This window comes from Pseudomonas sp. SWRI92 (assembly GCF_014268685.1).
GTDB classification, from domain to species: Bacteria; Pseudomonadota; Gammaproteobacteria; order Pseudomonadales; family Pseudomonadaceae; genus Aquipseudomonas; species Aquipseudomonas marvdashtae.
The window spans coordinates 246,364-272,455 of record NZ_JABWQY010000003.1 but is presented as its reverse complement, the minus strand read 5'-3'; the positions used below and the strand labels follow the sequence as shown (position 1 = coordinate 272,455).

Below are 26,092 nucleotides of genomic sequence, written 5' to 3'. Positions count from 1 at the left end.
CACTCGAACCCGTGGCGAGGGAGCTTGCTCCCGCTGGGCTGCGCAGCAGCCCCTTCTTATGGGCGCTTCGCACCCAAGCGGGAGCAAGCTCCCTCGCCACGATGAATCAGGTGAACCCCTCGCTTTCGATCAAGCCATCACGGGCTTCATAAGCCAGCCGCACCGGGGCGAAGGAGCGTCGATGAATGGGCGTCGGTCCGAGGCGTGCCAGGGCTTCCAGATGAACCGGTGTCGCATAGCCCTTATGGCTGCCAATCCCGTATCCCGGGTAGATCAATTCGAAAGCGGTCATTTCCCGGTCACGGCTGACTTTCGCCAGGATCGAAGCCGCGGCGATGGCCGGCACCTTGCCGTCGCCCTGGATGACCGCTTCGGCGCGCATCGACAGTTTCGGGCAGCGGTTGCCGTCGATCATCGCCAGCCTCGGGGTGATGTGCAGGCCTTGTACCGCACGCTGCATGGCAAGCATGGTGGCGTGCAGGATGTTCAGCTCGTCGATCTCTTCGACCTCGGCCCGGGCGATGCACCAGCTCAGCGCTTTTTCGCAGATTTCGTCGTAGAGCCTTTCACGACGGGCCTCGGTGAGTTTTTTCGAATCATCGAGGCCAATGATCGGCCGGTTCGGGTCGAGAATCACCGCAGCCGTCACCACGGCTCCGCACAACGGGCCACGACCTACCTCGTCGACACCGGCCACCAGCTCGTCGACTTCGGCGACCAGGTTGAAGTCCAGGCCCATCTGCTTCACATGATTCATTGTTTTGCGCCAATCAAGGTCAATACCGCGTCCGCCGCCTGGTTGGAGGCGTCGCGGCGCAAGGTACGGTGAATTTCATCAAAGCCCCGCGTCTGCTCTTCACCGCCATCAATCAACGGCAAAAGCGTATTGGCCAGCGCGTCGGCCGTTGCGTCGTCCTGAAGCAATTCAGGCACCAACAGGCGCTGGGCCAGCAGGTTCGGTAACGAGACGTAAGGGCTCTTGACCATGCGCTTGAGAATCCAGAATGTCAGCGGCGCCAGGCGATAGGCGACCACCATCGGGCGCTTGAATAACAATGCCTCAAGGGTAGCAGTGCCGGAAGCAATCAACACGGCATCGCAGGCCGCTAGCGCCTGATGGGATTGACCGTCGAGTAGCGTCACCGACAAATCGCGCCCGGCCAGCAGTGCTTCAAGCTGGACCCGCCGCTGAGGGCTGGCGCACGGCAAGACGAACCGGACGCCAGGACGCATCGCTTGCAGACGTTCGGCCGCATCGAAGAACAAGCCCCCCAGGCGACTCACCTCGCCGCCCCGGCTGCCGGGCATCAACGCCACCAACGGACCGTCGGGCAGGCCCAACGCCTGGCGCGCCGCCACGCGGTCGGCTTCCAGGGGAATGGTGTCGGCCAGGGTGTGACCGACAAACCGCACGGGCACGCCCTTTTCTTCGTAGAACCTGGCTTCGAACGGCAACAGCGTCAGCATCAGGTCGCAGCCTTCGCGTATCTTCAGCACCCGCTTCTGCCGCCAGGCCCAGACCGACGGGCTGACGTAATGCACAGTCTTGATGCCGGCCTGGCGCAGTTTGAGTTCGATGTTAAGCGTGAAATCCGGCGCGTCGATGCCGATGAACACATCCGGTTTTTCTTCGATCAGGGCCTGGATCAACTTCTTGCGCCGGGCCAGCAACTCACGCAGGCGACCGAGCACCTCCACCAGGCCCATCACCGACAGGCGCTCCATCGGGAAATAGGAGGTCAAGCCCTCGGCCTGCATCAACGGTCCGCCGACCCCGATGAACTCCACCGCGGGATGCTGCGCCTTGAGCGCGCGCATCAGACCGGCGCCCAGAATGTCACCGGAAGCCTCTCCCGCCACCAGTGCAACGCGCACGTTAGCCATGGTCAGCGAGTGATGCCGCGGGTCGAAGACTGGATGGAATCGCGGAAGATCGCGACTTCCGGGTACTGCGCCGAAGCCTCGGCCAGCTCGGCGAGCGCCTGCTCGACGGTAAGGCCCTGGCGATACACGACCTTGTAGGCCCGACGCAGCGCGGTAATTGCCTCTTCGCTGAAACCACGGCGGCGCATGCCTTCGAAGTTCATGCTGCGGGCTTCGGCCGGGTTACCGAACACGGTGACGTAGGCTGGAACGTCCTTGCCGATGGCCGTGCCCATGCCGGAAAAACTGTGGGCGCCGATATGGCAATACTGATGGACCAGGGTAAACCCGGACAGGATCGCCCAATCGTCCACATGCACGTGGCCGGCCAGCGCGGTGTTGTTGACCAGGATGCAATGGTTGCCGATAACGCTGTCATGACCGATGTGGGCATACGCCATGATCAGGTTGTGGTCGCCCAGGGTCGTTTCGGAACGGTCCTGAACGGTGCCACGGTGAATCGTCACGCCTTCGCGGATCACATTGTGATCGCCGATGACCAGACGCGTTTCTTCACCTTTGTACTTGAGATCGGGCGTGTCCTCGCCTACCGACGAAAACTGGTAGATGCGATTGTGCCGGCCGATCCGGGTCGGCCCCTTGAGAATTACGTGGGGGCCGATCACCGTGCCCTCGCCGATTTCCACACCTGCGCCGATGATCGACCAAGGGCCAACCTCGACATCGGCGGCCAGCACGGCCGTCGGATCGATGATTGCGCGAGGGTCAATCAAACTCATAGCTTGCGTTCCGCGCAGATGATTTCAGCGGAGCAGACCGGCTTGCCGTCGACCGAAGCCTGGCACTCGAATTTCCAGATCTGGCGCTTGCAGCTGATGAATTTGGCCTCGAGGATCAACTGATCGCCCGGGGTGACAGGCTGGCGGAAGCGCAGCTTGTCGGAGCCGACAAAATAATAAAGCGTGCCGTCGGCAGGCTTTACGTCGAGCATTTTGAAACCAAGGATCCCGGCAGCCTGGGCCATCGCCTCGATGATCAATACGCCCGGCATGATTGGGTGCGCGGGGAAGTGACCATTGAAGAACGGCTCGTTGATGCTGACATTCTTGTAGGCGCGAATGCGCTTGCCTTCAACATCCAGGTCCACGACCCGATCCACCAGCAGGAACGGGTAACGGTGAGGCAGGTATTCGCGAATCTCGTTGATGTCCATCATTTCGGGGGGAAGCCTATGTAAAGATTGGGAGCGCACGAGTGACGCGCACTCCGCTAGCAAATCAAGATGCCCTAACGGCTGTGCACACTTGATATGGAAATGGTATCAGCCATCTGATGAAGCATTGCCGCCAGGGGTCACGTCCCCTACACGCTTTTCCATCTGTTTCAGGCGCCGCGCGATGTCGTCGAGCTGGCGGATACGCGCCGCGCTCTTGCGCCATTCGGCTGCCGGCTGCATGGCCGTACCGGAAGAATAGGCACCCGGCTCGGTAATCGAGTGGGTAACCATGGTCATGCCGGTCAGGAAAACGTTGTCACAGATATCGATGTGTCCCACCAGCCCTACGCCACCGGCCAACATGCAATGCTTGCCGATCTTGGTGCTGCCGGAGATGCCCACGCAGGCAGCCATGGCGGTGTGGTCACCGACCTGGACGTTGTGGGCGATCTGGATCTGGTTGTCGAGCTTGACGCCATTGCCTATTACGGTATCGGCCAGGGCACCACGGTCAATCGCGGTATTGACGCCGATTTCCACGTCATCGCCAACGGTGACACCGCCGACTTGGGCGATCTTCTGCCAAATGCCTTTCTCGTTGGCGAAACCGAACCCTTCACCGCCCAGCACGGCGCCGGACTGGATCACCACCCGCTTGCCGATGCGCACATCGTGGTACAGGGTCACGCGTGGCGCCAGCCAGCCGCCTTCGCCTATCTCGCTGCGTGCGCCAATGACGCAATGGGCGCCCAGCGTGACGCCGGCACCGATTCGGGCCGCGCTTTCGATGACGACAAAAGGACCGATGCTGGCCGAGGGGTCAACCAGGGCATCCGCCGCGATCACCGCGCTGGGATGAATGCCAGCGGCCGACTTCGGCTTGGGATCGAACAGATGGGAAATGCGCGCATACGCCAGGTACGGATCGGGCACTATCAGCGCATCGCCGGCAAACCCTTCGGCATCGCCAGCCTTGAGCAACAGCGCGGCAGCCCGGCTGTCAGCCAGGTATTTGCGGTATTGAGGATTTGCCAGGAAGCTCAACTGAGCTGGGCCAGCCTCTTGCAAAGTGGCTAGCCCAGTAATTGCCTTCTCCGGGTCGCCACGCAGGGTGGCGCCGAGGAACTCGGCCAATTGGCCGAGCTTGATAGTCGCTGTCATGGATTACTTCAGCTGATTCATGCGCTCGATAACCTGGCGCGTGATGTCGTATTGAGGTTTGACATCGATCACTGCACCACGCTCGAACACCAGGTCAAAACCACCTTTCTTGATGACTTCTTCCACAGCGCTGTCGAGTTTCGGCTTGAGCTGCTTGAGCATTTCACGGTCAGCAACAGCTTTTGCTTCGTTCAGCTCCTTGGACTGGAACTGGAAGTCCCGGGCCTTCTGCTTGAATTCAAGCTCCAGGCGCTCGCGCTCGCCTTGGGCCATCTTGTCACCACCGGCGACCAGACGATCCTGGATACCCTTGGCACTGCTTTCCAGGCCCTTGAGCTTGGTCAGTTGCGGGCCAAATTTTTTCTCCGCATCCACGGCGTATTTCTTCGCCGCGTCGGATTCCAGCAGGGCCATCTGATAATTCAGTACGGCGATCTTCATGTCGGCAAAAGCCGGACCCGCGACCAGTACGGTCGCCAGGAGAACCAATTGAGTCAACTTACGCACGATGTACTCCTACAAAATCCATTGTCGTTATCTTGGGTCAGACGCTTAGAACGTCTGGCCGAGGGAGAATTGGAACACTTGAGTTTCAGCGTCATCCGGTTTCTTGATCGGCATTGCCAACGCGAAGCTCAATGGACCCAGCGCGGTGACCCAGGTCACGCCCACGCCGACTGAGCTGGCCAGGTTGCTCAGGCTGATGTCATTGCACTTGGTATTGGAGCTCGTACCGTTAGCGTTGGTGGTGTCGTCGCAACTGGAGTCGAACACGTTACCCACATCCCAGAATACCGAGGTACGCAGGGAGCGCTGATCCTTGACGAACGGCATCGGGAACAGGATTTCGGCGCCGCCCTGGATGAGCACGTTGCCACCGAACGGCAGTGGATCCTGGTCCGGGTCGGCAATGGTGCCTGGGTTGTTGCCTCGGCTCGGCGTACTGCGCGGGCCCAGGGTGCTGTCCTTGAAGCCACGTACCGAGTTGAAACCACCGGCATAGTAGTTCTCGTAGAACGGCAGGCCGTCAGTCGAACCGTAACCGTCGCCATAACCCAGCTCGGTGTGCAGGCGCATGGTGTAGTTGTCGGTCAACGGCTGGAACAGCTGGCCTCGATAGTCGATCTTGAAGAACGACAGGTCGCTGCCAGGCGTAGTCGTTTCCAGGACCAGGCTCTGGGAACGGCCGCGGGTCGCCAGTACACCTTTGTTCAGGGTCGATTCGGACCAGCCGACAGACGCCTTGAAGTTCAGGTACTTGTCGCCTTCCTTGTTGACGAAATCGAAGATCTCGTCAACGGTATAGCGGCCAGTGCTGATCTCGTCCTGCTGGGCGGTGAGGCCGAATGTAAGGCGCGAAGTCTCGCTGATTGGATAGCCCACGTTGACGCCGGCACCCAAGCTGTCTACTGCATAGCTGGATACATCGGAATCGAGTTCGTCATAGTCGGTGGTGCGATAAAAGGCGTTGTAGCCCAGGCTTACGCCGTCGGCAGTCCAGTAGGGGTCCACGAAGCCGAAGTTGTAGCGGGTCTGGTATTCGCTGCGGGTCAAGCCGATGCTGACCTTGTTACCGGTACCCAGGAAGTTGTTCTGGGTGATCGAACCACCGAGGATCAGGCCCGCACTCTGGGCGAAACCGACGCTGGCGGTGATCGAGCCGGAAGCCTGCTCTTCGACGCTGTAGTTCACATCGACCTGGTCATCGACGCCCGGTACAGCCGGGGTCTCGACGTTGACTTCCTTGAAGAAGCCCAGGCGCTCCAGGCGGGTCTTGGACTGGTCGATCAGGTAGGTCGACGCCCAGCCACCTTCCATCTGGCGCATTTCACGGCGCAGCACTTCGTCCTCGGACTTGGTGTTGCCACGGAAGTTGATGCGGTTGACGTAGGCACGCTTGCCCGGATCCACGGCAAAGGTGATGTCGACGGTATGGTCTTCATCGTGCGGCTGCGGCACGCCGTTGACGTTGGCGAAGGTGTAGCCCTCGTTACCCAGGCGACGGGTGATCAGTTCAGAGGTGGTGGTCATCAGCTTGCGCGAGAACACCTGGCCCTTCTGCACCAGCAACAGCGACTTGACCTGGTCCTCGGGAACCTTCAGGTCACCACTGAGCTTGACGTCACGAACGGTGTATTTCTCGCCTTCGTTGACGTTGACGGTGATGTAGACGTGTTTCTTGTCCGGAGTGATGGACACCTGGGTCGAGGCGATGTCCATGTTGATGTAGCCACGGTCCAGGTAGTAGGAACGCAGGCGCTCCAGGTCACCGGAGAGTTTTTCACGGGCGTACTTGTCATCGTTCTTGAAGAACGACAACCAGTTGGTGGTCTTGAGTTCGAACAGGTCGATCAGGTCTTCATCGGGGAAGACAGTGTTGCCCACCACGTTGATGTGCTGGATGGCCGCAACGGTGCCTTCGTTGATGTTGACCTTCAGGCCGACGCGGTTGCGCGGCTGCGGCACCACTTCGGTGTCGACCGTGGCCGAATAGCGGCCCTGGGCAACGTACTGGCGTTGCAGCTCGTTGCGCACACCTTCGAGGGTGGCGCGCTGGAATATCTCGCCTTCGGCCAGGCCGGATTGCTTGAGGCCTTTCATCAGGTCTTCAGTGGAGATCGCCTTGTTGCCTTCGATCTCGATACTGGCGACCGACGGGCGCTCGACGACCGTGATGACCAGGACATTGCCGTCACGGCCCAGCTGGATATCTTGAAAGAAGCCGGTCTTGAACAGAGCGCGAGTGGATTCCACCAGGCGCCGATCATCCGCTTGCTCGCCGACGTTGAGCGGCAAGGCACCAAAGACGCTACCCGCGGAAACCCGCTGGAGGCCGTTGACGCGAATATCAGAGATAGTGAAGGACTCGGCGTGAACTTCGGCGATCATCAATACGGTGAGAACCGCAGTTAGCAGCAGACGTTTCATGAAGTCCTTTCTTATTCCAACTGGCAATAAACAAACTGCCGCAAAATGCGGCAGATTCGCAATTCAGCGAAGCGTTACAGACGACCCAGATCGTTGACCAAGGCAAGCAACATCACCCCGACCACCAAGCTGATACCGATCTGTATCCCCCAACCTTGCACCCGATCCGACAAGGGACGACCACGCGCCCACTCGATCAGATAAAACAGCAGATGCCCCCCATCCAGTACCGGAATGGGCAGCAAATTCAGAACCCCCAGGCTAATGCTCAGATAAGCAAGGAAATTCAGGAAATCAGCGACGCCCGACTGGGCAGAAGCGCCCGCCACTTTAGCAATGGTTATCGGTCCACTCAAGTTTTTTACCGAGAGCTCGCCGAACAACATTTTCTTGAGCGAGTCTAGGGTCAGGACACTCATGGTCCAAGTACGCCGCGCACCCTCTCCAATGGCCGCGACAGGACCGAAGCTGACCTCGCGGATCATTTCCGCTGGCCACTCGACAGCCTTGACGCCAGCCCCCAGATAACCGGTCGGCGCCTTGCTTTCGCCGCGGGCGGCCAAGTTCACCGGGACGTCGATTGAAGCACCGTCGCGTTCGACACGCAGCACAATCTTGGTATCAGGACGTACACGAACCGAGTCGACTACCTGCTGCCAGTCACTGACCGGCTGGCCATCGAAAGCCAGCAAGCGGTCACCGGCCTTCAAGCCAGCGGCCTGAGCCGGGCCTTTCGGATCAAGTTCAGCCACCAGTGGTGGCAACGCCGGCCGCCATGGGCGAATCCCCAGGGAACGGATCGGGTCTGGTTCGTCGGCACCCTTGAGCCAATTATCGAGCATCAGCTCCCGGGGCAAATCCGCCGTCGATCCCTGCTCACGCACCAGCAGTTGCAACGAACCGCTTTCACCCAGGCGACGTACCAGTTGCAGGTTGACGGCAGCCCAGCCCGAGGTCGGTTCACCATCTATGGCAACGATTTCCTGGCCAGCGCTCAATCCGGCGCGAGCCGCCACGCTGCCCGCCTCGACCGCACCGATAACCGGCCGTACCTGCTCGCTGCCCAACATCGCCAGCGCCCAGAAAAACACCATGGCCAGCAGGAAGTTGGCGATCGGCCCGGCAGCAACGATGGCGATACGCTGACAAACGGTCTTGCGATTGAAGGACTGATCGAGCTGCTCGGCGGGCACTTCGCCCTCACGCTCATCGAGCATCTTGACGTAGCCGCCCAGCGGGATGGCCGCCACGACAAATTCGGTCCCCTGCTTGTCGTGCCAGCGCAGCAACGGCATGCCGAAACCGACGGAAAAACGCAGGACCTTGACGCCACAGCGACGCGCGACCCAGAAATGGCCGAATTCGTGAAAAGTGACCAGCACCCCCAGCGCAACCAGGGTGCCGACAATCATATAGAGCGCGTTCATCTGTTTTCTCCACAATCCTGTCCAGGACAACCCTGGCTAACGTACCGCCGCCTCAACGCCCGTGGCGCCTCAACCACTGACCCGCCAGCTCTCGAGCCCTGGCATCCACGGTGAATACCGCGTCGAGGTCATCGAGTGAAACCACGGCCTGAAGATTCAGGACCTCCTCGATGATACTCGCGATCTCGAGGTAACGGACACGCCCGTCGAGAAACGCCGCGACCGCCACTTCGTTGGCGGCGTTAAGCATGGCCGGTGCACTGTCGCCCGCCTCGGCTGCCTGTCGCGCCAAGCGAAGACACGGGAAGCGCTGCTCATCGGGCGCCTGGAAATCCAGGCGCGCAATGGCGAACAAGTCCAACGGCGCCACGCCCGAATCAATCCGCTCCGGCCAGGCCAGGGCATTGGCGATTGGCGTGCGCATGTCCGGGTTGCCCAACTGTGCCAGCACGGACCCATCGACGTAATCCACGAGGGAGTGAATCACGCTTTGCGGGTGAATCACCACCTCGACCTGGGACGGCCGGGCATCGAACAGCCAGCAGGCCTCGATCAGCTCCAGCCCCTTGTTCATCATGCTGGCCGAATCCACGGAAATCTTGCGCCCCATGGACCAGTTCGGGTGGGCACAGGCCTGCTCGGGCGTAACATGCACCAATTCTTCCAGCGGCGTCTGCCGGAACGGACCGCCAGAGGCTGTCAGAAGAATCCTGCGTACACCCACCACGCCCAGGCCGCGAGAGAAATCCCGCGGCATGCATTGAAAAATCGCATTGTGCTCGCTGTCGATGGGCAACAGCACGGAGCCACTTTTGCGCACCGCCTGCATGAACAGTGCGCCGGACATCACCAGCGCTTCCTTGTTGGCCAACAGGATCTTCTTGCCCGCCTCGACCGCAGCCAGCGTCGGACGCAAGCCCGCAGCGCCGACAATTGCCGCCATAACAGCATCGACCTCCGGATCGGAGGCTACCTGGCACAGGCCCTCCTCCCCCACCAGGACACGCGTCTGCAAACCGGCTGCGCGCAAATCGTCCTGCAGCCCCTGCGCCACGGCTGCCTCGGGCACCACGGCAAACCGCGGCGCGTGGCGTATGCACAGCGCCAGCAATTCACTCAGGCGCGTGAAACCGCTGAGGGCAAACACCTGGTAGCGCTCTGGATGCCGGCCGATGACATCCAGCGTACTGAGACCGATCGAACCAGTGGCACCCAGGACGGTAATCTGCTGGGGACGACTCACGATGCCGCCATCCACAACAGCACTGCAAAGATTGGGATCGCGGCGGTCAGGCTGTCGATACGATCGAGCACGCCACCGTGGCCCGGCAGCAGGTTACTGCTGTCCTTGATCCCGGATTGGCGCTTGAACATGCTTTCGGTCAGGTCGCCGACCACCGACACAAATACAATGATCGCTGCGCCGATCAGGCCCATCAGCAGCTGCGCGACCGTCCAGTCGCGCACGAAGCCGACCACAGCCGTGATCACCAGGCTCAAGGCCAGCCCACCATAGACACCTTCCCAGCTCTTGCCAGGACTGACCTTTGGCGCCAGCTTGCGCTTGCCAAAAGCACGACCGGAGAAATAAGCACCGACATCAGCCCCCCAGACCAGCACCATCACCGCCATGATCTGCCAGTTGCCCAGCGGCCCCTGCTTGATCCAGATCAGCCCCTGCCAGGCCGGCAGCAGGATCAAGAGACCAATCATCAGCTTGGTAGCGGCATTGGACCAGTGATGAGTGGTACGCGGATAGGTCAACACCAGGAAGGTCGCCGTCGCCCACCACAGCACTGCCGCCCCCAGCACCCACGGCGCGATGCCGGGCACCAGGTACATGACGAACAACATGGCGGCGACCGCCACCGCATAGGTCACGCGCGCCGACTGCCCGGCAAAACCTGCCAGCCGCGCCCATTCCCACGCACCCAGCGTCACGACCAGCCCGATGAACAGGGCAAAGCCCGCCCCTTCGAGCAGGAAAAAACCACCCAAGGCGATGGGCAACAGGATCAGGGCAGTGATGATTCGTTGTTTTAGCATTAAACCCGGGCTCCAGCTTCGATCTGCTCGCTCGTTTTACCGAAACGACGCTGACGGGAAGCGAAATCGGCCAGTGCGATGCGCATGGCTTCGTGTTTGAAGTCCGGCCAGAACAGGTCGGAGAAGTACAGCTCGGCGTAAGCCAGCTGCCAGAGCAGGAAATTGCTGATGCGGTGTTCGCCACCGGTGCGGATACACAAATCCGGCAACGGCAGGTCACCGGTCGCCAGGCAGGCCTGCAACAGCCCGGGGGTGATGTCTTCGGGCCGCAGGTGACCGGCCTGGACTTCACGCGCCAGTCGCTGGGCCGCCTGGGCGATGTCCCACTGGCCGCCATAATTGGCAGCAATTTGCAGCACAAAACGATCGGCGCCAGCCGTGGCAGCCTCAGCCTCACGCATTGCGGCTTGCAGCTCAGGATGGAAACGCGAGCGATCACCAATGATCCGCAGGCAGATCCTGTTCTCGTCCAATCGCTTGGCTTCGCGCCGCAGGGCCTTGAGGAACAGGTCCATCAAGGCACTGACTTCATCGGCGGGACGCTGCCAGTTCTCGCTGGAGAAGGCGAACAGAGTGAGCACCTCGACCCCAGCCTCGGCGCACACTTCGATAACAGCACGAACCGCATCGACCCCCGCCTTGTGCCCGGCAACGCCAGGCATAAAGCGTTTCTTGGCCCAGCGGTTATTGCCGTCCATGATGATCGCCACATGGCGCGGTACCGCGAACGGCACGGCCTGCTTGGTCTTTTCCATTAAAGCGAGACCCTTATACGGCCATCAGGTCTTTTTCTTTCTCGTCCGTGGCCTTGGTGATCTGGGCCTCGGATTCTTTTGTCAGCTTATCGATATCAGCGATGGCACGACGCTCTTCGTCTTCACTGATTTCCTTATCCTTGACCAGCTTCTTCAGTTCACCCAACGCGTCACGACGGATATTGCGCACGGCAACACGCGCGTCTTCCGCTGCGCTACGAGCCTGTTTGGTGAAGCCTTTGCGCGTTTCCTCGGTGAGGGCCGGCATCGGGATCAGCAGCAGCTCACCCAGGTTGGTTGGGTTGAGATTCAGACCGGCGCTCTGGATCGCCTTGTCTACAGCAGCGAGCATGTTGCGCTCGAAAGCCACGACCTGCAGGGTGCGCGAATCTTTCACGGTGACGTTGGCGACGCCGCTCAGCGGTGTGTCAGTGCCGTAGTAAGGCACCATGACGCTACCGAGGATGCTCGGGTGAGCCTTGCCGGTACGAATCTGGCCGAATGCGTGGCTCAGAGACTCCAAGGACTTCTTCATGCGCTCTTCAGCGTCTTTCTTGATTTCATTGATCATTGCTTGCCTTCCTCGATCAGTGTTCCTTCGGCGCCGCCATGTACGATATTGAGCAGGGCGCCAGGCTTGTTCATGTTGAAAACCCGCAGCGGCATCTTGTGGTCGCGGCACAGGCAGATGGCGGTCAGATCCATTACACCCAGCTTGCGATCCAGCACTTCATCGTAGGTCAGATGATCGAACTTCTCGGCATGCGGGTCTTTGAATGGGTCAGCGGTATACACGCCGTCCACTTTGGTTGCCTTGAGCACGACATCGGCGTCGATCTCGATCGCTCGCAGGCAAGCGGCCGAATCCGTGGTGAAAAACGGATTGCCGGTACCGGCGGCAAAAATCACCACTTCCTTGGAATTGAGGTGGCGCATGGCTTTGCGGCGATCATAGTGATCGGTCACGCCAACCATGGAAATGGCCGACATCACGATGGCCGAGATATTGGCACGCTCCAGCGCGTCGCGCATAGCCAAGGCGTTCATCACAGTGGCCAGCATGCCCATGTGATCGCCCGTGACCCGATCCATGCCCGCCGCGCTCAACGCCGCGCCACGGAACAGGTTGCCGCCGCCGATGACCAGGCCGACCTGAACGCCGATCCCGACCAACTGCCCGACTTCCAGCGCCATGCGATCCAGCACCTTCGGATCGATCCCGAACTCTTCCGAGCCCATCAGGGCCTCGCCGCTAAGCTTGAGTAGAATGCGTTTATAGCGAGCCTGATAACCACTGCCCTGCTGAGCCATTGCGAATCTCTCCTGCGGCGTATTTTCGAAAATTCTTTGAGGCTGTTTGCAGCCTGCCTTCACTCTAGCTTGGCGCTGAAACCGCGCCATCGGAACACGGCTTTGTAAGCCAGTTCCGGCGGGAAACCAATATAAATCGGCATCCCCATCCGAAAAGAGGCTGCGCGCGTGAGCGGGCAGCCTCTTCTGGGCGACAGTCGTGAAACCGTCTTATTGCTTGCTGGCAGCCAACTGAGCAGCGACTTCTTCAGCGAAGTTGTCTACTGGCTTCTCGATGCCTTCGCCGACTTTGAAGTAGGTGAAGGAAACGATTTCAGCGCCGCCCTTCTTGGCCAGTTCGCCGACCTTGATTTCAGGGTTCTTGACGAACGCCTGCTCAACCAGGCTGGCTTCAGCCAGGAACTTGGTGATGCGACCGGCAACCATTTTCTCAACGATTTCGGCTGGCTTGCCTTTGATCTTGTCTTCGTTGAGCTGCATGAACACGGCTTTCTCGCGTTCGATGGCGTCAGCGGAAACTTCCGACGGCAGCAGGAACTCAGGGTTGCTGGCAGCGACGTGCATCGCGATGTCCTTGGCCAGCTCGACGTTGCCGCCTTTGAGGGCCACGACTACGCCGATCTTGTTGCCGTGCAGGTAAGAACCGACAACATCGCCTTCAACGCGAACCAGGCGACGAATGTTGACGTTCTCGCCTACTTTGGCAACCAGGGCTTCACGAGCCGATTCCTGAGCGGCGATCAGCGGAGCTGCGTCGGTCAGTTTGTCGGCAAATGCTTTTTCGACGCTGGCGGCAACGAATGCCTTGAAGTCGTCTTGCAGGGCCAGGAAGTCGGTCTGCGAGTTGACTTCAATGATAACGGCGGCCTTGCCGTCGTCCTTGATGCCGATCGCGCCTTCAGCGGCAATGTTGCCGGCTTTCTTGGCAGCCTTGATGGCGCCCGAAGCACGCATGTCATCAATGGCTTTTTCGATGTCGCCGCCAGCCTTGGTCAAGGCTTTCTTGCAGTCCATCATGCCTTCGCCGGTACGCTCGCGCAGTTCTTTGACCAACGCTGCAGTAATCTCTGCCATTTCAAAATCCTCTTGGATAGGTTTTCAACCATTCCACCCGACCGAACGGGCGATCAATTCTTCCTGAAACACCCTTTGTTAGCCGCTGCACGTTACAGATGCTGTAGCTGCGCTGCCTACAAATGGTTTTCGAGGTGGCAAAAAGGGGGCCAAGCCCCCTTTTTGCTTACTGAGTCAACGCCAGGGCGTCAATTACTCAGCGGCTGCTGCCGGAGCTTCTTCAGCGAAGACTTCGGTGCCGCCATTTACATTGTTGCGACCACGGATGACAGCGTCAGCCATCGCACCCATGTACAGCTGGATGGCGCGAATGGCGTCATCGTTGCCTGGGATGATGTAGTCAACGCCTTCCGGGCTGCTGTTGGTATCGACAACGCCGATGACCGGGATACCCAGCTTGTTGGCTTCGGTGATCGCGATGCGCTCGTGGTCAACGTCGATCACGAACAGTGCGTCAGGCAGACCGCCCATGTCCTTGATACCGCCCAGGGAGCGGTCCAGCTTCTCAAGATCGCGAGTGCGCATCAGCGCTTCTTTCTTGGTCAGCTTGGCGAAAGTACCGTCTTCGGACTGGACTTCAAGGTCACGCAGACGCTTGATGGAAGCGCGAATGGTCTTGAAGTTGGTCAGCATGCCGCCCAACCAGCGGTGATCGACGTACGGCGAACCGCAACGTGCTGCTTCTTCAGCAACGATCTTGCCAGCGGAACGCTTGGTGCCGACGAACAGAATCTTGTTTTTGCCCTGGGCCAGGCGCTCTACGAAGGTCAGTGCTTCGTTGAACATCGGCAGGGTTTTTTCAAGGTTGATGATGTGGATCTTGTTGCGCGCGCCGAAAATGTACTTACCCATTTTCGGGTTCCAGTAACGGGTCTGGTGACCGAAGTGCACACCGGCCTTCAGCATATCGCGCATGTTGACTTGGGACATGATAGTTCCTTGATAAGTCGGGTTTGGCCTCCACGTATCCCAATGACCAACCAGCGGCTGAATAAGCCGAAGGCACCCAGGCCATCGTGTCGACACGTGTGTGGATTTAAGCTCACGGGGTCATCCCCGGAAAGCGGCGCATTTTATACCACAGCAAGGATGAAAACGAAACCCGGATTCTGAAAACCCGGCGAAGCGCCCTCATGCAGCCCATTCATTGACTGTGGCGACAGCCCCTTATAGAGAGAAGCGATGCACGCGGGCGCGGATTTGCGCCGAGCGTCTGTTAGAATCGCCTCTTTCAGGGCCGCACCGACCATCATCCGCCGCCCATTTCGTTTTGAACAGCGCCGTCGGGCGCAGAGAGAGCCTGTATGACCGTTACCCTCAAGACTCCCGAGGACATCGCAAAAATGCGTGTCGCCGGCAAGCTCGCCGCCGAAGTGCTGGAAATGATCGCCGACTACGTCAAGCCGGGCGTGACCACCGAAGAGCTGGACCGCATCTGCCACGACTATATCGTCAACGAGCAGAAAGCCATCCCGGCGCCGCTCAACTACAAAGGCTTCCCCAAGTCGATCTGCACCTCGATCAACCACGTGGTCTGCCACGGCATCCCCAACGAAAAACCGTTGAAGGATGGCGACACCCTGAACATCGACGTCACCGTCATCAAGGATGGCTACCACGGCGATACCAGCCGCATGTTCCATGTCGGCAACGTTCCGGAGTGGGCCCAGCGTCTGTCGAAGGTCACCCAGGAATGCATGTACATGGCCATTGAACTGGTGAAACCGGGCTGCCGCCTTGGTGACATCGGCGAAGTGATCCAGAAGCACGCGCAGAAGAACGGTTTCTCGGTGGTGCGCGAATTCTGCGGCCACGGCATTGGCAAGGTGTTCCACGAAGAACCGCAGATCCTGCACTACGGCCGCGCCGGCACCGGCATGGAACTGCAGGCGGGCATGACCTTCACCATCGAGCCGATGATCAACCAGGGTCGCGCCGACACCAAGGTATTGGGCGACGGCTGGACTGCCATCACCAAGGACCGCAAGCTGTCGGCCCAGTGGGAACACACGTTGCTGGTGACCGAGACCGGCTACGAGATCTTTACCCTGCGCAGCGATGACACCATTGCTCGCGTTTCCGCCTGATCCGCGCCCAGCCTATAGCTATAGATAGATAGAAAGGAAAGCCATTCGATGCCGCAGGTGGATCCCGAACTCTTCGACCGCGGCCAGTTCCAGGCTGAACTGGCCCTGAAGGCAAGCCCCATATCGGCGTTCAAGAAAGCGATCCGCCAGGCCCGCGAAGTGCTCGACCAGCGCTTTCGCAGCGGCAGGGATATTCGCCGGCTGATCGAGGATCGCGCCTGGTTCGTCGATAACATCCTGCAAAAGGCCTGGGAACAGTTCAACTGGAGCGAGGATGCCGACATTGCCCTGGTCGCGGTGGGCGGCTACGGGCGTGGCGAACTGCACCCCTACTCGGATATCGACTTGCTGATCCTGCTGGACAGCGCCGACCATGAAATCTTCCGCGACTCCATCGAGCGTTTCCTGACGCTGCTGTGGGACATCGGCCTGGAGGTCGGCCAAAGCGTGCGTTCGGTGCAGGAATGCGCCGACGAGGCTCGCGCCGACCTCACCGTGATCACCAACCTGATGGAAAGTCGCACCATCGCCGGCCCCGAGCGGCTGCGCCAGCGCATGCTCGATGTCACCAGCACGGCGCACATGTGGCCGAGCAAGGATTTCTTCCTGGCCAAGCACGCCGAGCAGAAGGCCCGCCACCACAAGTACAACGACACCGAATACAACCTGGAACCCAACGTCAAGGGCTCACCGGGCGGGCTGCGGGACATCCAGACGATCCTGTGGGTCGCCCGCCGCCAGTACGGCACGCTGAACCTGCGGGCCCTTGCCGGGGAAGGCTTCTTGGTGGAGAGCGAAAACGCCTTGCTGGCCTCGTCCCAGGAATTCTTGTGGAAGGTCCGGTATGCGCTGCACATGCTCGCCGGACGCTCCGAGGACCGCCTGCTGTTCGATCATCAGCGATCCATCGCTGGCCTGCTGGGTTTCGAGGGGCAGGATGCCAAGCAGTCCATCGAAAACTTCATGCAACAGTACTACCGCGTGGTGATGAGCATCGCCCAACTCAGCGAGCTGATCATCCAGCACTTCGAGGAAGTCATCCTCGCGCCCGAAGACGAAGAGCCACCGCAGCCGATCAACTCACGTTTCCAGTTGCACGACGGCTACATCGAAGCGCGCAACCCCAATGTGTTCCGCCGCACGCCCTTTGCCATGCTCGAAATCTTCGTGCTCATGGCCCAGCAGCCGGAAATCAAGGGTGTGCGCGCCGACACCATCCGCCTGCTGCGGGAAAACCGTCACCTGATCGACGACGACTTCCGCCACGATATTCGCAACACCAGCCTGTTCATCGAGCTGTTCAAGTGCAAGATCGGCGTGCACCGCAACCTGCGGCGGATGAACCGCTACGGGATCCTCGGGCGTTACCTGCCAGAATTCGGCTTCATTGTTGGGCAGATGCAGCACGACCTGTTCCACATCTATACGGTCGACGCCCACACGCTGAACCTGATCAAGCACCTGCGCAAGCTGCAGTACACCCAGGTGTCGGAGAAATTCCCGCTGGCCAGCAAGCTCATGGCCAAGTTGCCCAAGCCCGAGCTGATCTACATGGCAGGGCTGTATCACGACATCGGTAAAGGTCGCCAAGGCGACCATTCCGAAATCGGCGCGGTGGATGCCGAAGCCTTCTGCCAGCGGCATCAGCTGCCGGTATGGGACAGCCGGTTGATCGTCTGGCTGGTACAGAACCACTTGGTGATGTCGACCACCGCCCAGCGCAAGGATTTGTCCGACCCGCAGGTGATCCATGACTTCGCCCAGATCGTCGGCGATGAAACCCGCCTGGATTACCTCTACGTGCTGACCGTGGCCGACATCAACGCCACCAACCCGAGCCTGTGGAATTCCTGGCGCGCCAGCCTGCTGCGCCAGCTCTACACCGAGACCAAGCGTGCCTTGCGCCGCGGCCTGGAAAACCCGGTGGACCGCGAAGAGCAGATCCGTCGCACCCAAAGCGCGGCGCTGGACATCCTGGTGCGCGGCGGCACCGACCCAGACGACGTCGAGCAGCTCTGGTCGCAACTGGGCGATGACTATTTCCTGCGCCATACCGCCGGCGACGTGGCCTGGCACAGCGACGCGATTCTCCAGCAACCGGCCGATGGCGGGCCGCTGGTGTTGATCAAGGAAACCACCCAGCGCGAGTTCGAGGGCGGCACGCAGATATTCATCTATGCCCCGGACCAGCACGACTTCTTCGCCGTGACCGTGGCCGCAATGGACCAGCTCAACCTCAACATTCATGACGCCCGGGTCATCACGTCCAGCAGCCAGTTCACCCTCGACACCTACATCGTGCTCGACACCGACGGCGACTCGATCGGCGATAACCCGGCGCGGGTCAAGCAGATTCGCGACGGCCTCACCGAAGCCCTGCGCAACCCGGCGGACTACCCGACCATCATCCAGCGCCGGGTGCCGCGCCAGCTCAAGCACTTCGCCTTCGCGCCTCTGGTGACGATCCACAACGATGCCCAGCGCCAGGTCACGGTACTGGAACTCAGTGCTCCGGACCGGCCGGGCCTGTTGGCGCGGGTTGGCCATATCTTCCTGGAGTTCGACCTGTCACTGCAGAACGCCAAGATCGCAACGCTCGGCGAGCGGGTGGAAGACGTTTTCTTTATCACCGACGCTCACAACCAGCCGCTGTCCGATCCGCAGTTGTGCAGCCGCTTGCAGGAAGCGATCGTCCGGCACTTGAGCGTCAACCAGGAACCCGACATCAACCTGACGCGCATCAGCATCTGATTGCGTCATGATTCAGCCGTTTTGAGAGATTGCGCAACGATGAACAACGCCCTGAACCAGCTCCAGCCCTACCCGTTCGAAAAATTGCGCGCCCTGCTCGGCAGCGTCACGCCCAACCCGGACAAGCGCCCGATCGCGTTGTCCATCGGCGAGCCCAAGCATCGTTCGCCGAGCTTCGTGGCTGAGGCCCTGGCCAGCAATCTGGAAAAGATGGCCGTGTACCCGACCACCCTCGGCATCCCGGAACTGCGTGAAGCCATCACCGGCTGGTGCGAGCGCCGCTTCAACGTGCCGAACGGCTGGCTCGACCCGGCGCGCCACGTACTGCCGGTCAACGGCACCCGCGAGGCGCTGTTCGCCTTCACCCAGACCGTGGTCAACCGGGCCGACGATGCCCTGGTGGTGAGTCCGAACCCCTTCTATCAAATCTATGAAGGCGCGGCGTTCCTGGCCGGGGCCAAGCCGCACTACCTGCCGTGCCTGGACGAGAACGGCTTCAACCCGGATTTCGACGCCGTATCGCCAGACATCTGGAAACGCTGCCAGATCCTGTTCCTGTGCTCCCCGGGCAACCCGACCGGCGCGTTGATCCCGGTGGATGTGCTGAAGAAACTCATTGCCCTGGCTGACGAATACGACTTCGTCATCGCCTCGGACGAGTGCTACAGCGAACTCTACTTCGACGAACAAACCCCGCCGCCGGGGCTGCTCACGGCTTGCGTTGAACTCGGGCGTAAGGACTTCAAGCGCTGCGTGGTGTTCCACAGCCTGTCCAAACGCTCCAACCTGCCCGGCCTGCGCTCCGGCTTCGTGGCCGGCGATGCGGACATCCTCAAGGGCTTCCTGCTGTACCGCACCTACCACGGCTGCGCCATGCCGGTTCAAACCCAACTGGCGAGCATCGCCGCGTGGAACGACGAAGTGCACGTACGCGCCAACCGCGTGCTGTACCGGGAAAAGTTCGACGCGGTGCTGGAAATCCTCAGCCCTGTGCTGGACGTGCAACGCCCCGACGGCAGCTTCTACCTGTGGCCGAACGTAGCGGGCGACGACGCAGCGTTCTGCCGTGACCTGTTCGAACAGGAACACGTGACCGTCGTGCCGGGTTCGTACCTGTCCCGCGATGTCGACGGCGTCAACCCAGGCGCCGGCCGCGTGCGCATGGCCCTGGTCGCGCCATTGGCTGAATGCGTGGAAGCGGCGGAGCGAATTCGGGCGTTCATCCAGCGTCGGGGTTAATCACCCCATTGATCGTTCCCACGCTCTGCGTGGGAATTCATCCCGTGACGCTCTGCGTCACATCCCCGAAGCGGAACGCGGAGCGTCCCTGGCGGCATTCCCACGCAGAGCGTGGGAACGATCAAACACCACAAATCCCCTGTGGGCGCGAACTTGCTCGCGATCAGGCCGGCACTTATTGCATCAAGTCCGAAGTTCTACCCGGTCCAGGCACTTGTTCGCCAACAACATCCCCAACTCAATCATCTGCGCCACCCCCAATGCTACATGTCGTCGCGAGCCGTCCTGATCGAAGGCAAGGTCATTGAGCATCGCATTGGCCGAAGCCAGGGTTTCGCTGAGGTTGGCGAGCAACACTTCGGTGTCGATACCGTCAGCCACAGTGAATAACTGTACCGAGGGTTTGGGGTCTGACTTGCTGTCGTCATCAGGCTTGAGATATTGATCCAACACACGATCGGCTGCCTCTTGCAGCTTTTCGGGGGCATAGTCACCGTAGGGGAAAGTGGAGGCTGGCTTTGGTGCGTTTTGAGTCTCTTTCTTGTCCATCAAAATTGCTCCCTAGAGCTGAAGTATGTAAAGCCCCGCGCTTGGATAGCGCAGAAGCCCGTGCTCCTAGAGGTGTTGTTCGGATTCTCACGTCCGGTCGCTGAATTGGCAGCGACACCCAGAGGCTAGAGCCCTCGCTTCCGACGGGCAACCTTAAAAACTTGTCGGAAACTTCGGCGCGTCTGACAGACCACAATCGCTTGCTCAGACAAGAAAAGAAATAAAACGCGCCCCCCTAAAGCAAGCCATTGATTTTACGGGTTTAACACTTCAACAAATCTCATGCAGCCCTGTTTCAAGAATCAAGCTGGTTTGAATTCGCTAATACCAGCAGCCATGATCGCCCCCGTCACCAGCGAAAGCTGGCAGGAGTCTGGGTCCCTCTCCGGGTTGACCCAGCCACGCAGACGGGGCAAAGCAACCTCAGCTGCGTGTCGATTGAAACCGCCTTCGGGTGGCTTTGCTTTCTATGAGAACGAGGCACACCGGGCTTTGTTGCGCCTGAAATGCCGAAGATCCGCAAAGTGGTGGTGATCTATCCTGTGGCGAGGGGATTTATCCCCGCTGGGCTGCGAAGCAGCCCTCAAAGCTAACAACGCGCTGTGTCAGACAGCTTGAATTGACTGCTTTGGGACTGCTGCGCAGTCCAACGGGGATAAATCCCCTCGCCACAATTAGCTTTGCGCCATGGCTGCTATTTCCCCAACCCCAAATTCGCCTCCGCCAAATCCAACTCCCCCAACACCTCTCGCAATACATCATCGCCAATCTGGTGTTCACGACTGAGGCGATACAACTCCAGTCGCTGCGCCCGATAGGCTTTCAAGCGCAGCCGGCGTTCCAGCAGGTCCATTTCGAACGCCAGTGCCTGGGCTTCGGCGGAGTCGTTGAAGACGTCGAGCTGGTGACGATATTCGGACATCAGCCGTGCCTTGACCTCAGTCGCCAGTGCCGCCTGGGCCGCATCCGGTGTGCTGGTCGCTTCGGTCGGCTCCTCCACTTCCAGCGCATGGATCGCCGCTTCAGCGGTTTTGCGCCAGGCCTCGCGAACTTCGTTGCGACGCTTGTCATCGGGACTTTTCTCGATACCTCGCAGCAGCAATGGCAAGGCGATGCAGGCCGCAATCAGCGACAACAGAATCACCCCGGCGGCAATGAAGATCAGCAAGTCGCGCTCCGGGAATTCAACACCGGCGCTTAACAACAACGGCACCGACAACACACCCGCCAACGTCACCGCCCCGCGCACCCCGCCAAATGTCAGCAGCCAGCAAGAACGCGTGGTCGGCACCAGGGTCAACTCGCCCTTGCCGCGCCAGCGCCGCAGTAGCCCAGACAAGCGCCAGATGCTTTGCACCCAGACAAACCGCAACACCAGCAACACCAAAAAAATCGCCACCACCTCCAGGCAGCGGTAGACCAGCGTTGGCCACAGCGTCGTCTCGTGGCTGGTCACCGCCTTGATGATGTCCGGCAGTTGCAGGCCCAGCAGCAGGAAGATCAAGCCATTGAAGGCAAATTCCAGCAGCGACCAAACGCTGCGATTGAGCAGCCGCGTGCCGGTCTGGCGCGGCAGCAGGTCGAGCCAGCTCTGCATCATCCCCGCCGCCACCGCCGAGAGAATGCCCGACGCGCCCAAGCGTTCAGCCAGCACATAGGCGGCAAACGGCAGCAGCAACATGAACACCACATGGGTGGCCGGATCGTCCCAGCCTCGGGCAATCATCCACGCCCGCAAGCGGCCCACCAGCCAGCTCAAAGCCACGCCGACCAACAGGCCGCCGACCGCCACCAGGACAAAGGCCAGGCTCGCACCCGCCAGGGAAAACACGCCGGTGATCGCCGCCGCCAGGGCGAACTTGAAGGTCACCAGGCCCGACGCGTCGTTCATTAGCGCCTCGCCTTGGAGCATGTGCATCAACGGCGCGGGCAGACGGTCCCGGGCAATCGCCGAGACCGCCACGGCGTCGGTCGGCGACAGCACCGCGGCCAGGGCAAAGGCCACTGGCAACGGGATACTCGGCAACAGCCAATGAATGAAATAGCCGGCGCCCACCACCGTGAACAACACCAGCCCCACCGCCAGCGTCAGGATCGGCCCACGCAGGCGCCAGAGCTCGCGCTTGGGCATGCGCCAACCGTCGGAGAACAGCAGCGGCGGAAGAAAGAGAAAGAGGAACAACTCAGGATCGAGGGCCACGTGCAAGCCCAGGGACGGCCAGGCCAGCAAGGCGCCGGCGGCGATCTGCACCAGAGGCAACGGCAACGGGATCAACCGTCCGATCAGGCGAGACACGCCTACCAGCATCAACAGGATCAGGACGGTATAAGCGCTTTGCATGACGGTTTTCCACTTGCGGCGACACACATCCGGCAACAGCTTGCCGATGAAGTGCCATATTAACCGCCTAACATTAGCTTGGCCGTTACACCTATGTCGCAGGCCGCCCTGTGGAATGAGCCGATGGGAGCATGCCGATCTGGGCCGCCGCGAACCGTCCGGTCATGGCATAATCCTTCACCTTTTATTTCCAGCACCTGCAAAGGGGGCAGTTCCTTGACCGATTCAAGCAAAACGTTGCACCTTTTCGGCATCAAAGCGTGCGACACGATGAAAAAGGCCCGCACCTGGCTCGATGAGCACGCGGTGCGTTATGACTTTCATGATTACAAGATTGCCGGCATCGACCGTGAGCACCTGACCCAATGGTGCAACGAGCATGGCTGGCAAGTGGTGTTGAACCGTGCCGGTACGACCTTTCGCAAACTCGACGACGAACGCAAAGCCGATCTCGACCAGACGAAAGCCATCGAACTGATGCTCGCCCAACCCTCGATGATCAAGCGTCCAGTGCTTGATCTCGGTGACCGAACCCTGATTGGCTTCAAGCCAGATATTTATGCGGCAGAGATAAAGTAAGCCTGCCCAGTCCATTTTGTAGAGGTAATTTCATGTCCACTACCCTGTTCAGCCTGGCCTTTGGTGTCGGCACCCAAAACCGCGAAGGCGCCTGGCTGGAAGTATTCTACGCACAGCCGCTGCTCAACCCGTCGGCAGACGTCGTTGCGGCTATCGCGCCGATTCTTGGCTACAGCGCAGGCAACCAAGCCATCACGTTTACCACGGCCCAGGCCTCGCAACTGGCTGATGCACTCCGGGGCGTCGATGCCGCGCAAGCCAAGCTGCTGACCCGCCTGGCTGAAAGCCACAAGCCGCTGGTCGCCACCCTGCTGGCCGAAGATGCCCAACTGAGTTCCACCCCTGAGGCTTACCTCAAGCTGCACCTGCTGTCCCATCGCCTGGTCAAGCCCCACGGCCTGAACCTCGCCGGCATCTTCCCGCTGCTGCCGAACGTGGCCTGGACCAGCCAGGGCGCTATCGACCTGGCCGAACTGGCTGAGCACCAGCTCGAAGCCCGCCTGCGCGGCGAGTTGCTGGAAGTGTTCTCGGTGGACAAGTTCCCGAAAATGACCGACTACGTGGTCCCGGCCGGCGTGCGTATCGCCGACGCCGCGCGTCTGCGCCTGGGCGCCTATGTGGGTGAAGGCACCACGGTGATGCACGAAGGTTTCGTCAACTTCAACGCCGGCACCGAAGGCCCGGGCATGATCGAAGGCCGCGTCTCGGCGGGCGTATTCGTCGGCAAGGGTTCTGACCTGGGCGGCGGTTGCTCGACCATGGGCACCCTGTCGGGTGGCGGCAACATCGTTATCAAGGTCGGCGAAGGTTGCCTGATCGGCGCCAACGCCGGCATCGGCATCCCGCTGGGCGACCGCAACACCGTGGAGTCGGGCCTGTACGTGACCGCCGGCACCAAAGTCGCGCTGCTGGACGAAAACAACCAACTGGTGAAAGTGGTCAAGGCCCGCGACTTGGCCGGCCAGCCCGACCTGTTGTTCCGCCGCAATTCCGAGACCGGCGCGGTGGAATGCAAGACCCACAAATCCGCCATCGAGCTGAACGAAGCACTGCACGCACACAACTAAGCCGCGTGCCAATGGAGCGGCCGGGCGCGTATCATCGACGCCCGGCCCGCCCAAACGAGTCCTGATCACCATGTTCCTGCCCTCACCCTGGCGTGCCGACTTCCCGGCCATCGCCGCCCTGCAACGGCAAGGCCAGACCTACCTGGACAACGCCGCCACCACACAGAAACCCCAAGCCTTGCTGGACGCCCTGGCGCATTACTATGCCAATGGCGCGGCCAACGTGCACCGCGCGCAACACTTGCCGGGCGCCCTCGCCACCCAGGCGTTCGAGGACAGTCGCCTCAAGGTTTCCCAGTGGCTCAATGCCGTGGACTGCGGCCAGGTCATCTTCACGCATGGCGCGACTTCGGCGCTGAACCTGCTGGCCTACGGGCTGGAACACCTGTTCAATCCAGGCGATGAAATTGTCGTCAGCGCCCTGGAACATCACGCCAACCTGCTGCCCTGGCAACAACTGGCCGAGCGCCGCTCGTTGTCGCTGGTGGTGCTGCCGCTGGATGCCGATGGGGTAATTGACAAGAGCGCTGCCGCCGAGCTGATCGGCCCGCGCACCCGCCTGCTCGCGGTGAGTCAGTTGTCGAATGTCCTGGGAACCTGGCAACCATTGCAGGCATTGCTGGCGATGGCCAAGGCCCAGGGAGCGCTGACGGTAGTCGACGGTGCCCAGGGCATCGTCCATGGCCGTCATGACGTGGATGCGCTGGGCTGTGACTTCTATGTATTTTCCAGCCACAAGCTCTATGGTCCCGAAGGCTTGGGCGTGCTGTTCGGTCGCACCGAAGCGCTGGGCCAATTGCGCCATTGGCAGTTCGGAGGCGAAATGGTCCAGCAAGCCGATTATCACAACGCCACGTTCCGCCCGGCACCGCTGGGTTTTGAAGCGGGTACACCGCCCATAGCCAGCGTGATCGGCTTGGGGGCGACGCTCGATTACCTGTCCGATATCGACGGGCAAGCGGTCATCGATCATGAACGAGCGCTGCATGACTATTTGCTTCACGGCCTGCGAGCTCGCAACGGCGTTCGTCTTGTGGGCGAGCCGCAGCTGGCCCTGGTCAGCTTTGTTGTCGACGGCATCCACAACGCTGATTTGGCGCACCTGCTGACCGAGCAAGGCATTGCCGTGCGCGCCGGGCATCACTGCGCCATGCCATTGTTCAAACACCTGAAGCTGTCCGGGGCGATCCGGGTTTCGCTGGCGCTGTACAACGACTCCGCCGACATTGAACGGTTCTTCGACGCGCTGGATCAGGCCCTGGAGATGCTGCGATGAAACTGCCTGCCGACGCCGCCGCGGCGCTGCAGATTTTCCAGGACGCGTCAGGCTGGGAACAACGTGCGCGGCTGTTGATGCAGTGGGGCGAGCGCCTGGCGCCATTGAGCGACGAGGACAGATGCGATGCGAACCTCGTCAGTGGTTGTGAAAGCCAGGTATGGCTGCTGGGCCGGCTGAATGACGGGCATTGGCAGTTTTGCGCGGGCAGCGATGCGCGGTTGATCCGGGGGTTGGTGGCGTTGCTGCTGGCGCGCGTCAACGGGCTGACCGCTGAAGAGTTGCGGCAGGTGGATTTGCCGGGTTGGTTCAATCAGCTGGGGTTGTCGCGACAGCTATCGCCGTCGCGTAGCAATGGGTTGAATGCGGTGCTAAAGCGGATGCGCGAACTGACGCAATAA

Annotated in this window: 24 protein-coding genes; 7 read left to right on the top strand and 17 right to left on the bottom strand. The window is 60.6% G+C overall.

Annotated elements, in window-relative coordinates:
- Positions 1–106: 106 nt before the first annotated feature.
- From rnhB to rpsB, 15 genes are all read right to left on the bottom strand, one after another.
- Entirely contained in the window at positions 107–757 is a 651-nt protein-coding gene (gene rnhB / locus HU762_RS07795; protein ID WP_186635037.1) for a ribonuclease HII, read from the bottom strand.
- Positions 754–1,884, bottom strand: coding sequence for a lipid-A-disaccharide synthase (gene lpxB, locus HU762_RS07790; RefSeq protein WP_186635033.1), 1,131 nt, complete (start codon positions 1,882–1,884; stop codon positions 754–756). The genes rnhB and lpxB overlap by 4 nt, the downstream gene beginning before the upstream one ends.
- 2 nt (positions 1,885–1,886) lie before the next feature.
- Complete coding sequence (gene lpxA / locus HU762_RS07785; protein ID WP_186635030.1) at positions 1,887–2,663, bottom strand: acyl-ACP--UDP-N-acetylglucosamine O-acyltransferase; 777 nt, start codon at positions 2,661–2,663, stop codon at positions 1,887–1,889.
- Positions 2,660–3,100: a 3-hydroxyacyl-ACP dehydratase FabZ gene (gene fabZ / locus HU762_RS07780; RefSeq protein ID WP_003184897.1), complete on the bottom strand. Its 441-nt coding sequence runs from the start codon at positions 3,098–3,100 to the stop codon at positions 2,660–2,662. The genes lpxA and fabZ overlap by 4 nt, the downstream gene beginning before the upstream one ends.
- Before the next feature lie 105 nt (positions 3,101–3,205).
- A complete protein-coding gene (gene lpxD, locus HU762_RS07775; protein WP_186635027.1) occupies positions 3,206–4,261 on the bottom strand; it encodes a UDP-3-O-(3-hydroxymyristoyl)glucosamine N-acyltransferase in 1,056 nt (351 codons plus the stop codon).
- Positions 4,262–4,264: 3 nt separating this feature from the next.
- Positions 4,265–4,768, bottom strand: coding sequence for an OmpH family outer membrane protein (locus HU762_RS07770; RefSeq protein ID WP_003184901.1), 504 nt, complete (start codon positions 4,766–4,768; stop codon positions 4,265–4,267).
- A 45-nt stretch (positions 4,769–4,813) separates the two neighbouring features.
- On the bottom strand, positions 4,814–7,189 hold the full coding sequence (gene bamA / locus HU762_RS07765) for an outer membrane protein assembly factor BamA (protein ID WP_186635024.1): 2,376 nt from the start codon (positions 7,187–7,189) through the stop codon (positions 4,814–4,816).
- Positions 7,190–7,263: 74 nt separating this feature from the next.
- Positions 7,264–8,616: a sigma E protease regulator RseP gene (gene rseP, locus HU762_RS07760; RefSeq protein WP_186635021.1), complete on the bottom strand. Its 1,353-nt coding sequence runs from the start codon at positions 8,614–8,616 to the stop codon at positions 7,264–7,266.
- Positions 8,617–8,668: 52 nt separating this feature from the next.
- Complete coding sequence (ispC, locus tag HU762_RS07755) at positions 8,669–9,859, bottom strand: 1-deoxy-D-xylulose-5-phosphate reductoisomerase (RefSeq protein WP_186635018.1); 1,191 nt, start codon at positions 9,857–9,859, stop codon at positions 8,669–8,671.
- Positions 9,856–10,662, bottom strand: coding sequence for a phosphatidate cytidylyltransferase (locus HU762_RS07750; RefSeq protein WP_186635015.1), 807 nt, complete (start codon positions 10,660–10,662; stop codon positions 9,856–9,858). Before HU762_RS07750 ends, ispC begins: the two co-directional genes overlap by 4 nt.
- A complete protein-coding gene (uppS, locus tag HU762_RS07745) occupies positions 10,662–11,417 on the bottom strand; it encodes a polyprenyl diphosphate synthase (protein ID WP_186635011.1) in 756 nt (251 codons plus the stop codon). Before uppS ends, HU762_RS07750 begins: the two co-directional genes overlap by 1 nt.
- Before the next feature lie 13 nt (positions 11,418–11,430).
- Complete coding sequence (frr, locus tag HU762_RS07740) at positions 11,431–11,988, bottom strand: ribosome recycling factor (protein ID WP_186635008.1); 558 nt, start codon at positions 11,986–11,988, stop codon at positions 11,431–11,433.
- A complete protein-coding gene (gene pyrH / locus HU762_RS07735; RefSeq protein ID WP_039591983.1) occupies positions 11,985–12,728 on the bottom strand; it encodes a UMP kinase in 744 nt (247 codons plus the stop codon). The genes frr and pyrH overlap by 4 nt, the downstream gene beginning before the upstream one ends.
- 210 nt (positions 12,729–12,938) lie before the next feature.
- On the bottom strand, positions 12,939–13,802 hold the full coding sequence (gene tsf, locus HU762_RS07730) for a translation elongation factor Ts (RefSeq protein ID WP_024619613.1): 864 nt from the start codon (positions 13,800–13,802) through the stop codon (positions 12,939–12,941).
- A 192-nt stretch (positions 13,803–13,994) separates the two neighbouring features.
- Positions 13,995–14,732, bottom strand: a complete 738-nt coding sequence (gene rpsB / locus HU762_RS07725; protein ID WP_186635005.1) for a 30S ribosomal protein S2 — start codon at positions 14,730–14,732, stop codon at positions 13,995–13,997.
- A gap of 374 nt (positions 14,733–15,106) precedes the next feature.
- Here rpsB and map point away from each other — a divergent pair, with 374 nt between their 5' ends.
- The 3 genes from map to dapC are packed head-to-tail and all read left to right on the top strand — an operon-like array spanning position 15,107 to position 19,879.
- Positions 15,107–15,889, top strand: coding sequence for a type I methionyl aminopeptidase (gene map / locus HU762_RS07720; protein ID WP_053118843.1), 783 nt, complete (start codon positions 15,107–15,109; stop codon positions 15,887–15,889).
- 48 nt (positions 15,890–15,937) lie between these two features.
- Entirely contained in the window at positions 15,938–18,640 is a 2,703-nt protein-coding gene (locus HU762_RS07715; protein WP_186635002.1) for a [protein-PII] uridylyltransferase, read from the top strand.
- A gap of 39 nt (positions 18,641–18,679) precedes the next feature.
- A complete protein-coding gene (gene dapC, locus HU762_RS07710; RefSeq protein WP_186635000.1) occupies positions 18,680–19,879 on the top strand; it encodes a succinyldiaminopimelate transaminase in 1,200 nt (399 codons plus the stop codon).
- A gap of 183 nt (positions 19,880–20,062) precedes the next feature.
- Here the strand turns inward: dapC and HU762_RS07705 are convergent, their stop codons facing one another.
- Positions 20,063–20,428, bottom strand: a complete 366-nt coding sequence (locus tag HU762_RS07705) for a DUF6124 family protein (protein WP_186634997.1) — start codon at positions 20,426–20,428, stop codon at positions 20,063–20,065.
- A 694-nt stretch (positions 20,429–21,122) separates the two neighbouring features.
- The gene (locus HU762_RS07700) at positions 21,123–22,769 is read right to left on the bottom strand and encodes a Na+/H+ antiporter (protein ID WP_186634994.1); all 1,647 of its coding nucleotides are present in this window, start codon (positions 22,767–22,769) and stop codon (positions 21,123–21,125) included.
- 216 nt (positions 22,770–22,985) lie between these two features.
- On the opposite strand from HU762_RS07700, the gene HU762_RS07695 reads away from it, so the two are divergent.
- The 4 genes from HU762_RS07695 to HU762_RS07680 all read left to right on the top strand — a co-directional run bounded on the left by HU762_RS07695 (position 22,986) and on the right by HU762_RS07680 (position 26,092).
- Positions 22,986–23,348, top strand: a complete 363-nt coding sequence (locus HU762_RS07695; RefSeq protein ID WP_272975769.1) for an ArsC family reductase — start codon at positions 22,986–22,988, stop codon at positions 23,346–23,348.
- A 32-nt stretch (positions 23,349–23,380) separates the two neighbouring features.
- Positions 23,381–24,415, top strand: coding sequence for a 2,3,4,5-tetrahydropyridine-2,6-dicarboxylate N-succinyltransferase (gene dapD, locus HU762_RS07690; RefSeq protein WP_186634991.1), 1,035 nt, complete (start codon positions 23,381–23,383; stop codon positions 24,413–24,415).
- A 70-nt stretch (positions 24,416–24,485) separates the two neighbouring features.
- Positions 24,486–25,691: a cysteine desulfurase gene (locus HU762_RS07685; RefSeq protein WP_186634989.1), complete on the top strand. Its 1,206-nt coding sequence runs from the start codon at positions 24,486–24,488 to the stop codon at positions 25,689–25,691.
- A complete protein-coding gene (locus HU762_RS07680) occupies positions 25,688–26,092 on the top strand; it encodes a SufE family protein (RefSeq protein WP_186634986.1) in 405 nt (134 codons plus the stop codon). Before HU762_RS07685 ends, HU762_RS07680 begins: the two co-directional genes overlap by 4 nt.